13 protein-coding genes are annotated in these 15,053 nt (G+C 59.9%); 8 read left to right on the top strand and 5 right to left on the bottom strand.

Annotation, left to right across the window (positions count from 1 at the left end):
• The first annotated feature begins 131 nt into the window (after positions 1-131).
• The 4 genes from ACYQ1A_RS09460 (at position 132) to ACYQ1A_RS09445 (ending at position 6,786) form a co-directional block, all read left to right on the top strand.
• Positions 132-3,998 carry a DUF3683 domain-containing protein gene (locus ACYQ1A_RS09460; RefSeq protein WP_499361904.1) on the top strand — a complete coding sequence of 1,289 codons (3,867 nt, stop codon included), beginning with the start codon at positions 132-134 and terminating at the stop codon, positions 3,996-3,998.
• A 183-nt stretch (positions 3,999-4,181) separates the two neighbouring features.
• Positions 4,182-4,598, top strand: coding sequence for an HIT family protein (locus tag ACYQ1A_RS09455; protein WP_499361833.1), 417 nt, complete (start codon positions 4,182-4,184; stop codon positions 4,596-4,598).
• Positions 4,595-6,217: a cyclic-di-GMP receptor FimW-related protein gene (locus tag ACYQ1A_RS09450; RefSeq protein WP_499361832.1), complete on the top strand. Its 1,623-nt coding sequence runs from the start codon at positions 4,595-4,597 to the stop codon at positions 6,215-6,217. The genes ACYQ1A_RS09455 and ACYQ1A_RS09450 overlap by 4 nt, the downstream gene beginning before the upstream one ends.
• 266 nt (positions 6,218-6,483) lie before the next feature.
• Positions 6,484-6,786, top strand: a complete 303-nt coding sequence (locus tag ACYQ1A_RS09445) for a hypothetical protein (RefSeq protein ID WP_499361831.1) — start codon at positions 6,484-6,486, stop codon at positions 6,784-6,786.
• Here ACYQ1A_RS09445 and ACYQ1A_RS09440 read toward each other — a convergent pair.
• The 4 genes from ACYQ1A_RS09440 to ACYQ1A_RS09425 form a co-directional block, all read right to left on the bottom strand.
• Positions 6,780-7,808, bottom strand: a complete 1,029-nt coding sequence (locus ACYQ1A_RS09440; RefSeq protein WP_499361830.1) for a glycosyltransferase family 9 protein — start codon at positions 7,806-7,808, stop codon at positions 6,780-6,782. The genes ACYQ1A_RS09445 and ACYQ1A_RS09440 overlap by 7 nt on opposite strands.
• Positions 7,809-7,811: 3 nt before the next feature.
• Positions 7,812-8,663 carry a hypothetical protein gene (locus tag ACYQ1A_RS09435; RefSeq protein WP_499361829.1) on the bottom strand — a complete coding sequence of 284 codons (852 nt, stop codon included), beginning with the start codon at positions 8,661-8,663 and terminating at the stop codon, positions 7,812-7,814.
• 180 nt (positions 8,664-8,843) lie between these two features.
• Positions 8,844-9,527, bottom strand: coding sequence for a glycine zipper 2TM domain-containing protein (locus tag ACYQ1A_RS09430; protein ID WP_499361828.1), 684 nt, complete (start codon positions 9,525-9,527; stop codon positions 8,844-8,846).
• Positions 9,528-9,812: 285 nt separating this feature from the next.
• Positions 9,813-10,397: an MEKHLA domain-containing protein gene (locus ACYQ1A_RS09425; RefSeq protein ID WP_499361827.1), complete on the bottom strand. Its 585-nt coding sequence runs from the start codon at positions 10,395-10,397 to the stop codon at positions 9,813-9,815.
• 137 nt (positions 10,398-10,534) lie between these two features.
• On the opposite strand from ACYQ1A_RS09425, the gene ACYQ1A_RS09420 reads away from it, so the two are divergent.
• Positions 10,535-10,945 (top strand): hypothetical protein, encoded by a 411-nt coding sequence (locus ACYQ1A_RS09420; RefSeq protein WP_499361826.1) that lies wholly within the window; start codon positions 10,535-10,537, stop codon positions 10,943-10,945.
• A gap of 78 nt (positions 10,946-11,023) precedes the next feature.
• On the opposite strand, the gene ACYQ1A_RS09415 is transcribed toward ACYQ1A_RS09420, so the two are convergent.
• Positions 11,024-13,825: a valine--tRNA ligase gene (locus ACYQ1A_RS09415; protein WP_499361825.1), complete on the bottom strand. Its 2,802-nt coding sequence runs from the start codon at positions 13,823-13,825 to the stop codon at positions 11,024-11,026.
• A gap of 235 nt (positions 13,826-14,060) precedes the next feature.
• Here ACYQ1A_RS09415 and ACYQ1A_RS09410 point away from each other — a divergent pair, with 235 nt between their 5' ends.
• From ACYQ1A_RS09410 to ACYQ1A_RS09400, 3 genes are read left to right on the top strand one after another with little or no spacing between them, the layout of a single operon-like run.
• A complete protein-coding gene (locus tag ACYQ1A_RS09410) occupies positions 14,061-14,363 on the top strand; it encodes an ElaB/YgaM/YqjD family protein (RefSeq protein WP_499361824.1) in 303 nt (100 codons plus the stop codon).
• A gap of 12 nt (positions 14,364-14,375) precedes the next feature.
• On the top strand, positions 14,376-14,759 hold the full coding sequence (locus ACYQ1A_RS09405) for a phage holin family protein (protein ID WP_499361823.1): 384 nt from the start codon (positions 14,376-14,378) through the stop codon (positions 14,757-14,759).
• Positions 14,756-15,049 carry a hypothetical protein gene (locus tag ACYQ1A_RS09400; RefSeq protein ID WP_499361822.1) on the top strand — a complete coding sequence of 98 codons (294 nt, stop codon included), beginning with the start codon at positions 14,756-14,758 and terminating at the stop codon, positions 15,047-15,049. The genes ACYQ1A_RS09405 and ACYQ1A_RS09400 overlap by 4 nt, the downstream gene beginning before the upstream one ends.
• Positions 15,050-15,053: the final 4 nt, after the last annotated feature.

The raw sequence follows: 15,053 nt of genomic DNA, 5'->3' as shown, positions 1-15,053 counted from the left end.
GCTTGCCCCGCGGCAGTGCAGCATTTTAAAAACCCTAATAAAAATGGGACTTTGGCGCGCACCGTTGTTCCTATAAAATCTTTGCTTTAGCAGACACAGCGTACTCAAGCGAGATGCCCGATATGCCTGATATGGCCACCGTCACGCCGCACCACCCTGAAGAACGTCTCCGCGAAATTCCCTACAACTACACCTCGTTTTCTGATCGCGAAATCGTGATTCGCCTGTTAGGCGAAGACGCGTGGCAAACGCTGGAAGAATTACGCCGTGAGCGTGTGACCGGGCGCTCTGCGCGCATGTTGTTTGAAGTGATGGGCGATATCTGGGCGGTCAAGCGCAACCCGTATCTGGAAGACGACCTGCTGGATAATCCCAAGCGCCTGGCCATGCTGGTCGAGGCCATGGAGCATCGCGTCAACGAGGTGGAAAAGCGGCGCGCAGGCAATGAGCGCGTCGGCATTCTGGTGGTGCGCGCCCGCACCGCGGTCGACGCCTTCAAGCAAGGCTTTCGCGATACCGCCGCTTTGCGCAAACGCGTGCTCAAGCGCCTGCACGGCCTGACCCGGCGCGACAATATCCAGTTTGACGGTCTGGCTCGCGTTTCGCATGTCACGGATGCGACCGACTGGCGCGTGGAATATCCCTTTGTTGTGCTCAACCCCGATACCGAAGACGAAATGGCGCCGCTGGTGGCCGCGTGTATCGAGCTGGGCCTGACCATCATTCCGCGCGGCGGTGGTACTGGTTATACCGGCGGCGCCGTGCCGCTGACGCCGATGTCGGCCGTAATCAATACCGAGAAGCTGGATTTGCATCGTGGCGTCGAGATGATGCGGATTCCGGGGGTGGAGCACGAAGTCGCCACCATCCATTGCGGCGCCGGTGTGGTGACGCGCCGGGTGATGGAAGCCGCTGAGGCCAAAGGCCTGGTATTTGCGGTGGACCCGACCTCGGCCGATGCATCCTGTATCGGCGGCAATGTCGCCATGAACGCGGGCGGCAAGAAAGCGGTGTTGTGGGGTACGGCGCTGGATAACCTGGTCAGCTGGAAGATGGTGGATCCGGATGGCAACTGGTTGTTTATCGAGCGGCTGGACCACAATCTGAGCAAGATTCATGACGCCCCGGAAGCCAATTTCCGCGTGTCGCGCTTCAAGCCCGATGGCAAAACGCTGATCAACGAAGAAACCCTGCGCATTCCTGGCGCCGGTTTCCGCAAGGTGGGCCTGGGCAAGGACGTTACCGACAAATTCCTGGCCGGTTTGCCCGGCATCCAGAAAGAAGGGTGCGACGGCATCATCACCTCGGCGCGCTTTGTGCTGCACCGTTTGCCGGCGCACACGCGCACCGTTTGCCTGGAGTTCTTTGGCGAAGTCAGCAATGCTGTGCCCGCCATCGTGGAGATCAAGGATTACATCGACGCGCTGCCGGGGGTGCAACTGGCCGGTCTGGAGCATCTGGACTGGCGCTATGTGCGTGCCGTTGGTTACGCCACCAAGGCCAAGAGCCGCGGTCGACCCAAGATGGTCTTGATTGCCGATATCGTATCGGACGACGAAAACGCGGTCGGCGAGGCCGCCTCGCATGTGGTGGTGCTGGCCAACCGGCGTGATGGCGAAGGCTTTATCGCCGTCACCAGCGAGCAGCGCAAAAAGTTCTGGCTGGACCGCGCGCGCACTGCCGCCATCGCCAAACACACCAACGCTTTCAAAATCAATGAAGACGTGGTCATCCCGCTGCCGCGCCTGGGTGAATACTCGGACGCGATCGAGCGCATCAATATCGAACTCTCCATCCACAACAAGCTGGAACTGCTGGAAACGCTGCGTGCGTTCTTCAAGCATGGCCGCCTGCCTGTGGATGTGGGTGATGCCAATATCAGCCACGAAGAACTGATCGGCGACCGTCGCGCTACTGCCATCGCGCAGATCGAGGCGGTGCAAGCGCGTTGGCAGTGGCTGCTGACCGGGTTGGATGCGCCGTTTGAAAGCTATATCGATAGCTGGCCCGGTGCGCCGCTGGAAAAAGTCATCAAGCCCGAAGACGCGCCGCAAAGCGTGTACCACGGCCTGCGCGACTATGTGCTGCGCGTCTCTTACAAGCGCGAAGTGGAAGCGCCGCTGGCGGCTTTGTTCAGCGGCACCACTGACCGCCCCATCCTGGAAGCGGTGCAGCGCATGCACGCCACGGTGCTGAAGGGCCGCACCTGGGTGGCGCTGCATATGCACGCCGGCGACGGCAACGTACACACCAACTTGCCGGTCAACTCCGACAATTACGAGATGCTGCAACGCGCGCACGGCGCCGTGGCCCGCATCATGCAGGTGGCGCGCGATCTGAACGGGGTGATCTCGGGCGAGCACGGCATCGGCATTACCAAATATGAATTCCTGACCAAAGACGAGCTGCAGCCGTTTGAAGATTACAAGCTCAAGGTCGATCCGAAGGGCCACTTCAACAAAGGCAAGTTGCTGCCGGGCGCCGATCTGACCAATGCCTATACGCCGTCATTCAGTCTGCTGGGGGCGGAATCGCTGATTCTCGAGCAATCGGGCATCGGTGATATCTCCAATATGGTCAAGGACTGCCTGCGTTGCGGTAAGTGCAAGCCGGTCTGCACCACGCACGTGCCGCGCGCCAATTTGTTGTACAGCCCGCGTAACAAGATTCTGGCCACCGGTTTGTTAACCGAAGCCTTCTTGTACGAAGAGCAGACGCGGCGCGGCGTTTCGCTCAAGCACTTTGATGAGCTGGGTGACGTGGCCGACCATTGCACGGTATGCCATCGCTGCGTGAATCCGTGCCCGGTCAAGATCGACTTTGGCGATGTGTCGGTGGCGATGCGTAATTTTCTGCGGAAAGAAGGGCAGAAGAAATTCAACCCGATGACAGCCATGACGATGGGTTTCCTGACCGTCAAGGACCCGGCAACCATCAAGCTGATGCGTAAGGCCACCATAGAATGGGGCATGAAAGGCCAGCGCTTCGGCCACAAGGTGATGAAGTCGCTCGGGCTGATCCAGCCGGGCCTGAAAGCGCCGCCCGCCACCACCGGCCCCAAGAATGTGGTCACGCAGACCATCCACTTCTTTAACAAGCCTATGCCGGGCAAGCTGCCCAAGAAAACCGCGCGCGCACTGCTGGATGTCGAGGACGCCAGCATTGTGCCGGTCATCCGTAATCCGCAATTGCCGGCGGCGGAAGAAAAAGAAGCGGTGTTTTACTTTCCCGGTTGCGGTTCGGAGCGCTTGTTCAGCCAGGTTGGTCTGGCAACCCAGGCCATGCTCTGGCATGTGGGCACCACCACGGTGTTGCCGCCCGGTTATCTGTGCTGCGGCTATCCGCAAAGCTCGGTCGGCGATGAGGACAAGGGCAACAAGATCACTACTGAGAACCGCGTGTTGTTCCACCGCGTGGCCAATACGCTGAATTACCTTGATATCAAAACGGTGATCGTGTCGTGCGGCACATGTATGGATCAGTTGCTCAAATATCAGTTTGAGCAGATTTTCCCGGGCTGCCGTTTGCTCGATATCCACGAATATCTGCTGGAAAAAGGCTTGAAACTGGAAGGGGTCACCGGTACCCGTTACATGTATCACGAGCCGTGCCACACCCCGATGAAGCAATACAAGGGCATCGAAGTGGCTAATCAGCTGATGGGCAGCAAAGTGGATCTGAACGATCGCTGCTGCGGTGAATCGGGTTCGTTCGGGATTTCGAAGCCGCAAATCTCTACCCAGGTACGTTTCCGGAAACAGGAAGAGATGGAAAAGGGTGCTGCAAAATTACGGGAAGAGTCAGGTTCGGAAGTGCCCGTTAAAGTGCTGACCTCGTGCCCGTCGTGCCTGCAGGGTTTGCACCGCTACGATGATGACGCTGGCACCGACGCAGACTATATCGTTGTGGAGATGGCCAAGCACATTCTGGGTGAAAACTGGATGCCAGAGTACGTCGAAAAGGCGCGCCATGGCGGCATAGAGCGCGTGCTTTTGTAAGCATTCGTCATCCAACGCAGAAGCCGTGAAAGGCTAGGCAGATCAGCCTTTCTGGCTACCGTTCCTGCTACCTTTTCGACCTCCGGTCAGTTACAATCCCTTTCGGGGCATGACAGTTATCATGCCCCGATTGTTTATGTCGCGTCCTTGTTTATAATCTGCCGCAAACATAAGGGAACCGTGATGGATGTAGGGTGTGCTTTGTGCAATGATCAGGGCGACCTGGTCGTATGGCGTGAAGATCTGTGTCGCGTAATCATGGTGGACGAACCGGGCTACCCGGGCTTTTGCCGGGTCATCCTGAACCGCCATGTGGCCGAAATGACCGATCTGTCTGCCGCAGAGCGCGACCGCATCATGCACGTGGTCTTTGCTGTAGAGGGCGTCCTGCGGGACACCCTGAATCCCGACAAAATAAACCTGGCCAGCCTGGGCAATATGGTGCCGCACGTACATTGGCACGTGATACCGCGCTGGCTGACAGATAGACATTTTCCAAATCCAATCTGGGCTGCTCCCCGTCATGCCGAATCGATGGACCACGTTAGCCCGGACATGCTGGAAAGCCTGAAACAACGCCTGAGCCAACTTGCCCCATGATCCAGACTGACCAGTTACCTCCCTTTTCGGGCACGGAACAACCGCCGTTCAGCGATGCCCGGTCGGCCAAGGCATGGTTGCAACTGCTGCCCCTCATCAACGCCCCGGTGGCACAAGCCGAACTGGTCGAAGCCATAGGCCAGCTGAGCCGCAGTGCCGTGGCACCGTATGAATCGCTCAAGATTCTCGAGCTGTTCCGCGAAGCGGTACACCTGGTGCACCACACGCTGGCCGACCGCTACCTGGGCCGCGCCCTGCCGTTTGGCAAGGATGAAATGGCCGCCTGGACCGCCGCCCTCAGCCTGTGGAGCATCATGGCCGAAGGCTATGCGCGCTGCTGGCGTGCCGCGCTCGAAGGGGTGGCCGAGGTAGAAGAACACCTGGTGTTGCTGACCGAGCGCAGCATGCGCTACCAGTGTTTGCTGGTGCGCGAGCACTTGCTGGCTTATCGGCCGGTGTCACGAGAGTTGTGGCAGACCCTGTTCAGCTATTACCAGATCGCCGAATCGCGCGGCGTGGCCGAGAAACCGGCCAAAGACAGTTTGCTGAAGGCCGCCGGCGTCGCCACGCCGCAAGGCGTGTTTATTCATGCCCTGTTGCTGGCCGGTGCCAGCCCCTTCCACTTTACTGCCCGCCAGATTCAGTGGCTGGATGAACGTTTGCCTGCGCTGGCGCCACGTGCGCCGCTAGAAAAAGAAGCGCGCTCGCTGCCCGGCCGTGGCGCTTTGCAAATCGACTTCAAAGATCCGGCCCCGCCGCGCCGTACCGAACCGCGCATGGTGGGCGAGACCATCTACGAAATTGACACGTATCAGTTGGCGCAAGCGCTGTCGCGCCGCATCAAACTGCTGCGCAACGGTGAAAGCCCGGACAAGCTGGGCCTGGGCGAGCAGTTTGCCGGCACCGTGGTCGAAGGTTTGCTGGTCGATCTGTACCGCACCTGGTGCGAGCAGCCGACCGATCGCTCGCTGCCCCGGCATGTGTCATCGCGCCAGATCGAAGTGGTGTTTGGTCTCAGCCGCCAGCACCAGGCTACAGGCGCTGCCGGTGGCTTTGAATTGCCGGAAGAACAAAGCTCGCTGGATTCGCAAGATTTGATGCGGCTGCATTTGTTTGGTCAGAGTGCCTCGGCCGCGACGGCCACGGCGGAAGCCCCGGCTGCGCTGGGCGAAAACTGGCAAGTGCGCAATGAATCGGCCAACGGTATGCAATTGAGCCGCGTCTTGACCGAAGGCGCCCGGATTTCGCTACAGCAATTGCTGGCGGTTAATCTGGGTGGCCGCTATTTTGTGGGCGTGATTCGCTGGTTGCAGCAAGAAGAAAGCCAGGTCGTCATCGGGGTTAAATTGCTGCCTGGCTCGCCGCAAGCGGCCACGGTGCGCCCGGTCGATATGGTTAACGCAGGCCGCCGCAGCTGGACCGAATGCCTGTGGTTGCCCGCTGCGCCCAGCCTCAAAGCCAACCCGAGTCTGCTTTTGCCGGTGGGCTGGTTCCGCCCCGGTCGGCTGGTGGAATGGTGGGATGGCCAGGGCACCCGCAAGATCCGTCTGGAATCGGTCATCGAACGCGGTGTGGACTTTGAACGCGTGCAATATGCGGTGTCGGCACAAGGACGTTGAGTGTAAGGCTGGCGTATTGCAGCCGTTGGTTATCGCGCAGCGCCACTTGTTTTGCCGCAACAGAAAACGCCCTCCGGGGCGTTTTTTTTTGGGCGCAATCATTGCCGGAAACGTTGCCGATACCGATGGCCGGTGTCGATCAGTATTCGCTTAAAACCTGTGCTGGCGCGGGTTTGAGGCCGATTTTGCGATTGATCAGACAGGCGGCGCGAGCGGCTCTCAGGTCACAGTCTACATTGAGAGAACACCAAATTCCGGAGCCTGGCATGGCAACTCAATTGCTGTCGCTGGGCGTGGTAGGCATTCGCATTTATGAGCGTATTCTTACTTCGCCCGCGCTTTATCCCGGCGAGCTGGCCGATCAGGTCGTCGACGAGATCAACGGTTATCTGCTGCGCGCCAATGAGCGCGAAAAGGTACTGTTATTTCACCTGGCATGTGAGGTGCATGAAGCGCTCGGCGACATCTACGCACGCGTCGATGATCCCGAAACCCGTCAGAGCATTACTTTGTTGATGGATGTCTTGATCCGGCGCGCGCGCGATCTGGTGCGGCAGGACCATCACTGAGTCTGACTGGCCAGATCAGGCGTACCCGCCCGCAGCCATACCTGCCACGCCGCCTGGGCGTGGGCCAGGTCGTCTGCGCTTTCCGCATGATGTTTCCCCGCCAGCTGCGCCATTACGTCCAGTTGCTGCGCGCTGCAGTGGGCATAGTCACGCACTCGCCACTGCGGCGGCATGCCCATAAACAAGGCATGGCAGGGAATGTCGAAGGCGGCGGCGATATGCAAGGCGGCGCTATCCACACTGATCACGCGCTGAGCGCCTGCAATGCTGGCGATAAACTGCGGCAAGCTGTGTGACCAGCTGTGCAAATCAATCCAGCCCGGCACGGCCAGGGCGCCAAATCCGGCCAGGCGAGTACGGCTTTCTGCTTGCAGGCGGCGCACCAAGGCCAGCAACACCTCGGGCGGCATGCTGCGTAATGCGCTACTGGCCTGGTGGCAGATCAATTGGTACGGCTGGCCTTGCAGCAGGGCAGGCAGGGCGGGCAAATCGATCATGCGTAGCCAGCGGTTGCTGCGGGCCGCCGCGGGGAGTGCATCGGGGGCCAGACCAAGGCTGAGCGCAAAAAAATCCAGCATCGGCATGCTGTTGAACTGCGGCCGGTACATAAAGTCAGCCAGATCGATCACCAGCGCATCGCTCTGCTCGGGCAAATCAGCCAGCGCCTGCGGCAGCGGGTAGCAGGCATCAACAAATCGGGCCATTTGATACACGGGCAGCACATGCGCGGGCAAATGCGGGCTGAGATAGAGCGCAATGCGCAGATGGGGCCAGCTTTGCTTGATCCAGTGCAGCACGCCCAGACCGACGATGGCATCGCCCAGGGCGACGCCGACGCCGTTGATCACATGCAGTTCGCGCAATCGGGCGTAATCGGCGTGGAAAGTCTGGCGCTGCGCATTGGCCAACTGGCGCAGTTGGCTAAGCGGTTGCAGGGCCAGACCAGGCGCCAGCCAGGGGCGGTCATAGGGCAAATGGATATACCCCGCAGCATCGACCAGCGCCTCGCCCGCGCTCTGCATGGTTTAGTGCCCACCGGCAGCAGATGCAGCAGACGCGGCGACCCCCGCCGCTGTTGATGCCGCAGCGGGCGCGGCGGCCTTTTTCACCGGCGGAATACCCCGCCCGAAGTGGGCAGCGTTGATGTCGATGTAATCAATAAAGCTGCCATCGGCGCTGTGGAATGCCGCTATGCAGCCACCAAACGGGCCCGACACTTCCAGCATGGTGACGGCGTCGGCTTGTACGTTGTGCTTGCGATAGAACGCATCCAGCTTGTTCTTGCTGGCTTCTTCCAGCCGCTTGGGGATCACCAGCCCGTTGGTACGCGTGATATTCCAGTGCGCCTGCACCGGCTCCAGCCGCTCGGTAAATTCTTTGGGAAAACCGCTCTGCATAAACTCGGCCACCAGCATGTGCGCTGCTTCTTCGCCGTCCTTGCCCGGCCGTACTGCCAACAAAGGCGGGCGCAGCTTGGAGCCGCTAATCAGCCTGGCGATCTCGGCACGCGGCGCGCCGTTGGCCAGGTCATAGTCATGCAACGAGGTGATGCGCCCATCCAGAACCACCGCCACATAGGGCCGCTGCTGGTAAATGGTGTAGACGCCAAAGCTGAGTGCGCTCAGTTGCAGCACTGCAATCAGCGTCATATCAACGGCCAGTGCCAGCCGGGTTTTTTTCAGATTGAACAGCAATAGCATCATGGCCGGGCCCATGACCAGATCGACACCCGCGGTAATGCGCAGGCCCTGGAACAGACCGTTAACCTGGTAATACGGCCAGGGGTACCAGAGCGTAGTCATGGCGCCGATAACAAGGCCGAAGATCAAAACGCTTGATAGCAGATGGATCAAGGCCGCTTTCAGGCGTACGGGCATGGTGAGCTGTCCTGTGGTTTTGCAGATGGACGCGAGCTTACAACATGCGGCACACGGCGAAAACGGCGGATGCGCAACTGGCCGTCTGGCGCGGTTGGACGGGCCCGACGCGACGCGCAGACCACAAAAAAGGCGCACCGGAGTGCGCCTTGCTGGCAAAACGTGGTTGTTCGGGCTGACTTAATCGGCGCTCAGCGTATCGCCGTTGGCGCGTACGCGTTCGCCCGAAGTAAAGCCGGGCTTTTCCTTGTAGCTAAAGCTGCGGCTGGAGCCATCGTCAAACGCCACATGCACCACGTAATCGGTGGTGGTCCGCACGTGTTTCTCGACCGTATTACCGGCCAGTGCACCACCTAAAGCACCGGCCACCGTGGCCAGGGTGCGGCCGCGACCGTTACCGATCTGATTGCCGACCAGGCCACCCACCACGCCGCCACCGACCGCGCCAACGCCCGAGCCGCTGCCTTCGTGCTGCACGGCTTCCACGCTGGTTACCCGGCCACAATTGGCGCAGACCGGTGCGTTCTGGGTGGGCGCATTGTTGTTGGCGTACTCGGTGCCTTCGTTACGCCCGGTAGCGCGCTGGCTGTGATGTTTGGTGCTGGCGGTTTTGACTGGGGCGGGTGCCGGGGTAGCAGCAGCCACGGGTTGAGCCGTCGGAGTGACGGGGGCCGAAGCCTCCGCGACTTGCGGCAACGGCGTAACCAGGGCAACAGCGGGCTGGCTGGCCACCAGTGCGGCATTGGTATCTTCGGTTTTGGGGCCACCCATCCAGCCCGCAAAATGGGCAACGGCGGCGGCACAAGCGAGGATTACCGCACCGGCGGTAACCCAGATAACGGGATGAAGTTTCTGGTCAGACATGGTGTTTCTCCTTTAGCGTTCGGGCCTGACTGGCCTCGTTCTTTTTGCTGGAGAAAATTCTATCTCCGCGCAATCCGGCCATGCTGTGAACGTATCCACTAAGCCTGCGGGTTACGCCGCGTGCATGAGTCATAGCGTGAACAGCGTCTCATAACCGTCGGTCACTGAGTATCGGCCGTTAGGTTTAAAGCGGTGTCAGCGTAATCCGCCAAATTGCCGGTTGGCCCGGCACAAAGTCGCATTCAGGGTGTGAGGTGGCGCACCCGCCAAGCCGCTGCGTCCGTTTCAGGCGCCGGCTACGGCTTGCCAGTTGCTGAAGGCCACGGCTTGTCCGACCACCGTACCCGCATCGTCCAGCAGATTCCACAACCGGCCGTCTTCAATCCAGAAGCGCTGGCCATGGGCGTCGATGCGTAAACCGCGGTAGTCGGTGATAAAGCCATCGCGCGCAACTTGAGCCAGCATGGACTGGCGTTCTGACTGCTGCGGGGCCTGGGCTGACAAGCGCGATGGCATGCCAAAGAAAGTGGGCCAGTCGTAGCCAAAGCAGCGTTGCGCCGCATGGTTGGCATAAATAAAGCGCGGATCGAGTTCGGCGTTATGCGCCAGCAGGCAGAACGGCGCGTCTTCATACAGCCAGCGCGTGGCATCGGGCAAAGACAAGGCAGGATCGGCCAGCGGTTCACCCAGCAGCAAAGCATGGCTGTTCAGTAACAAGCGGGCGAACTCTAGGCGCAGCGGGTGTGACATGGCGTGGGCGAGCTGTCGGACAGGTTTGTAAGCGTTGTCAAAACTAACTACAAAGCCACGCAGCGTCAAACCGGAGGCGGCTTGCGCAGCGCGATGATGCGCAATAGCTGCAAACGGCATGTTTCCATCCTGTCCTGTCGCGTAACCAGCTGTACGAATTGTTAACAAGCTAACAGTCTGCGGCGCGCTTCCCCGGCAGTATCGGCCCATCCCCCGCCGCTGAGTGCGGGCAAGCAGAACACAACAGGAGAAACATCATGACGACCATGCATCGTCTTTTGCAGGCACTGGCCGCGCTGGCCCTGGTTGGCGCAGCGGGCAGCGCACTGGCCCACGACCATGATCATGATCGCGATGGCGATCGGCATGATCATTACGATCATCACGATGACCGTGGCCGCCACGAAGGCTGGCACGGCGGCCCGCCGCCGCATCATCGCGATGATCCGCGCTGGCACGAACGTGATCGCTGGGTAGGCTGGCGCGAAACGCGGGTGCATCATTTTGTCGATTGGCGTCCGGGCTATGTGTACCAGCCGGGCCAGTGGGTCTGGTACCAGGGGCATGCCTATGAAGCGCGCGTGCCGGTCGCTGCCAATGTGGCCGTGGTGCCGGTGGCGCAGCCGGGCGCCTGGCTGGATATTTCGGCGCGCATTCCGCTTAACTGATCCGGCCGATCTGATCCGCAGCACAAAAAAAAGCCACGCAGCAATGCGTGGCTTTTTGCATGGTCTGGCGGCTGCGGCTTATTTCAGCTTGCCCAGTTGCTCGTTCAGCTTGCCCAGCTTGTCTTGCAGTTCGGCAATCTGCGCCCGGTCTTTTTCGACCAGATGCGCGGGGGCCTTGTCGGTGTAGCCGGGTTTGTCGAGTTTGGCTTGCACCTTGTCGAGACCCTCTTGCGTCTTGGCAATTTCCTTGGTCAGGCGCGCAGTTTCGGCGGCCTTGTCCACTTCTACCTTCAGCATCAGCCGCGCATTCGGTGCCACCGCCACTGGTGCGTCATCCGCGGGCAGGGTGGCCACGACGTGCACTTCCGACAGCTTGGCCAGCGGCTTCAGGTAATCGGCAAAGCGCACCAGGCTGGCATCGCCTTCAAGGAACAGCGGCACTTTCTGCGCCGGACTCAAGCCCATCTCGCCACGCAGATTGCGCGCGGCAAACGCCAATGCTTGCAGGATTTCGACATCGGCGTTGGCCGCCGCATCAATCTTGCTTTCGTCCGCCACCGGCCACTGGGCAATCATGATCGAGTCGGTGTTTTTGGCATGCGCCAGCGGTGCCACGGTCTGCCACAGTTCTTCGGTAATGAACGGCATGATCGGATGCGTCAGACGCAAGATCACTTCCAGCACGCGGATCAGCGTGCGGCGCGTGGCGCGTTGCTGGGCCGGGGTGCCGGTTTGCGTGGAGACTTTGGCCAGCTCGATATACCAGTCGCAGTATTCGTTCCAGACAAACTCATAGATCGCTTGCGCGGCCAGATCAAAACGCAGCGTATCCAGCGCCAGCGTCACGGCTTTTTCGGCCTCTTGCAGACGGCCGATAATCCAGCGATCGGCAAAGCCGTAATCCAGTTCGGCTTCTTTGCCATCGACCAGATCAAAGCCGCAATCCTTGCCTTCCACATTCATCAGCACAAAGCGCGTGGCGTTCCACAGCTTGTTGCAGAAGTTGCGATAGCCTTCGCAGCGCTTTTGATCAAAGTTGATCGAGCGGCCCAGGCTGGCCAGGCTGGCAAAGGTAAAGCGCAGCGCATCCACGCCATAAGCGGGAATGCCTTCCGGAAATTCTTTCTGCGTTTTGGCGGCCACTTGCGGGGCTTTTTCGGGGCGACGCAGGCCGGTGGTGCGTTTTTCCAGCAGCGGTTCCAGCGCAATGCCGTCGATCAAATCCACCGGATCAAGCACATTGCCTTCGGACTTCGACATCTTCTTGCCTTCGCCGTCGCGCACCAGACCATGTACATACACCTGCTTGAACGGCACCTTGCCGGTCAGGTGGGTGCTGAACATGATCATGCGCGCCACCCAGAAGAAGATGATGTCATAGCCGGTCACCAGCACCGACGACGGCAAAAACGCCTGCAGTTCGTTGGTCTGGTTAGGCCAGCCCAGCGACGAGAACGGCACCAGACCCGAACTGAACCAGGTATCCAGCACATCGTTATCGCGCGTCAGCGTTTTGCCGCCGGCCTGAGCTTGCGCCTCGGCCTCGGTGCGCGCCACGTAGACCTTGCCGTCTTCGTCGTACCACGCCGGAATCTGATGCCCCCACCACAGCTGGCGGCTGATACACCAGTCTTCGATATTCTTCAGCCACGCTTGGTAGGTGTTCACCCAGTCGCCCGGCACAAACTGCACTTCGCCGCTATCGACCACATCCAGCGCTTTTTGCGTGATGCTCTTGCCGGTCTCGTCCGGCTTGCTCATCGCCACAAACCACTGGTCGGTCAGCATCGGCTCGATGACGGTGCCGGTGCGATCGCCACGCGGCACCATCAGCTTGTGTTTCTTTACTTCGACCAGGAAGCCTTGCGCATCCAGATCGGCCACCAGCTGTTTGCGCGCGGCAAAACGTTCCATGCCTTGATAAGCCGCAGGTGCGTTGTCATTGATCTTCGCGTCCAGCGTCAGAATGGAAATCTGCGGCAGATTGTGGCGTTGGCCGACGGCGTAATCGTTGAAGTCGTGCGCCGGGGTCACCTTGACCACACCGGTACCGAATTCCTTGTCGACGTAGTCGTCGGCAATAATCGGCAGCTCGCGGTCGCACAGCGGCAGGCGCACTTTTTTGCCGATCAGATGCGCGTAGCGTTCGTCTTCCGGGTGCACCATCACGGCCGAATCGCCCAGCATGGTTTCCGGGCGCGTGGTGGCGACGGTCAGGTGCGTCAGGCCGCCTTGCGCGTCGGCTTCCACCAGCGGATAGCGGATGTGCCACAGATGGCCATCTTCTTCTTCGCTGATCACTTCGAGGTTGGAGACGGCGGTGCCCAGCACCGGGTCCCAGTTGACCAGACGTTTGCCGCGGTAGATCAGGCCTTGCTCAAACAGGCGCACAAACACTTCGGACACCACGCCGGACATGCGATCGTCCATGGTGAAGTATTCGCGGCTCCAGTCCACTGACGCGCCCATGCGGCGCATCTGGCCGGTGATGGTGTCGCCGGACTGTTGTTTCCATTCCCAGACTTTTTCAATAAACGGGCCGCGGCCGAGGTCGTGGCGCGAAATGCCCTGGGCATCAAGCTGACGCTCCACCACAATCTGCGTGGCGATACCAGCGTGATCGGTGCCCGGCAGCCACAGCGTGTTATCGCCTTTCATGCGGTGATAACGGGTCAGACCATCCATGATGGTCTGGTTAAAGGCGTGGCCCATATGCAGCGTGCCGGTCACGTTGGGCGGCGGCAACTGGATGCAGAACGGCGTGGCGTTCATGTCCATGCTGGGGCTGAAATAATGCGCCGATTCCCAGCGCGGATACCAGCTGGCTTCGATCGCAGCCGGTTCATAACTCTTGGCGAGTTGTTCGAGTGCAGTGCTCATAGGTGCAGAGGCCCGGAAAACGATGCAAAACCGGCAATTATACGTGCAGTGCCGCAGCAGCGGGGCATGACGATGCTGAACGCTGAGCCTTGTCAATCCGCAAGCTTGTCGTAAACTGGACTACAACCGGTTCAGTGATACTTAACTTGGCTGTGCCGCTGTATGGCCCAAAATGGTTTCATGTTGCAACGCATCCGCGATGCGTCCCCCATGCACCCTCACGGAGTATCAAAAAATGGCAAATAACACCGAAGAAACCCTGATCAATGATCTGCAAGGCGTGCTCACCGAAACTGAGGGCTATCTGAAAGACGCGGCCGATCAGACCGGCGAAAAAGCCCAGGCACTGCGCGAAAAAGTGATCGCCAATCTGCAAACCGCCAAAGAAAAACTGCTGGAAACCGAAAAGCTGGTGGCTGAAAAGACCAAGTACGCCGCCAAAGTGACTGACGAATACGTACACGACCATCCGTGGCAATCGGTGGGCGTGGGCGCTGCCGTTGGCTTTTTGTTGGGCCTGCTCGTCTCGCGTCGTTAATTCAGCGCGATCATGAGCGAACAACAATCCGCCCGCGAACACCACCGCGGTATTGCGCAGCGCCTGGCTTCCAATCTGGCAGGCCTGGCGCATAACCATCTGTCACTGTTTGGCCTTGAGCTGCAGGACGAAAAAGAACGTCTGGTCAAAGTACTGATCCTGGTACTGGTCGGCGCGTTTGTCGTGTGGCTGGGGCTGGCCGTGTTATCGGTCGCGCTCGTGTGGTGGGTGGCCGAAGAATGGCGCTGGGCCGCGTTGCTTGGCGTCGCCATCGTTTACCTGGCCGGGGGGGCGCTCAGCCTCTATACCGCATGGCAGACGGTGGTGCAGGCCGCGCATCCGTTTGCACACACGCTGGATGAACTGCGCAAGGATAGGGAGCAATTTCTGCCATGAGCAAACTCACCCAGCGCGAACTGCGCGAGATGCGCAAAAAAACCCTGTTGTTGCAATCTGAAGCCTATCGACTGCAACTGGCGCAAGACTGGAATACGCTGAGTGCGCCCTTCCAGAAAGGCAAAGCCGCGCGTGGCATCCTCAAGGCCTTTTCCGGGCCGGCCGGGTTTGTCGATGTGGCCACGGTGTTGCTGGCACGCGGTCGTTTTACCTGGATAGCCAAGGCCCTGCCGCTGGCATTAACAGGTTGGCGCATTGCCAAGCTGGCACGCCAGTGGATGCGCAAATAGCTCA

Source organism: Silvimonas sp. JCM 19000, from assembly GCF_054652575.1.
Note: the sequence above shows the minus strand (reverse complement) of the source record. Positions and strands in the feature narration are given on the sequence as shown.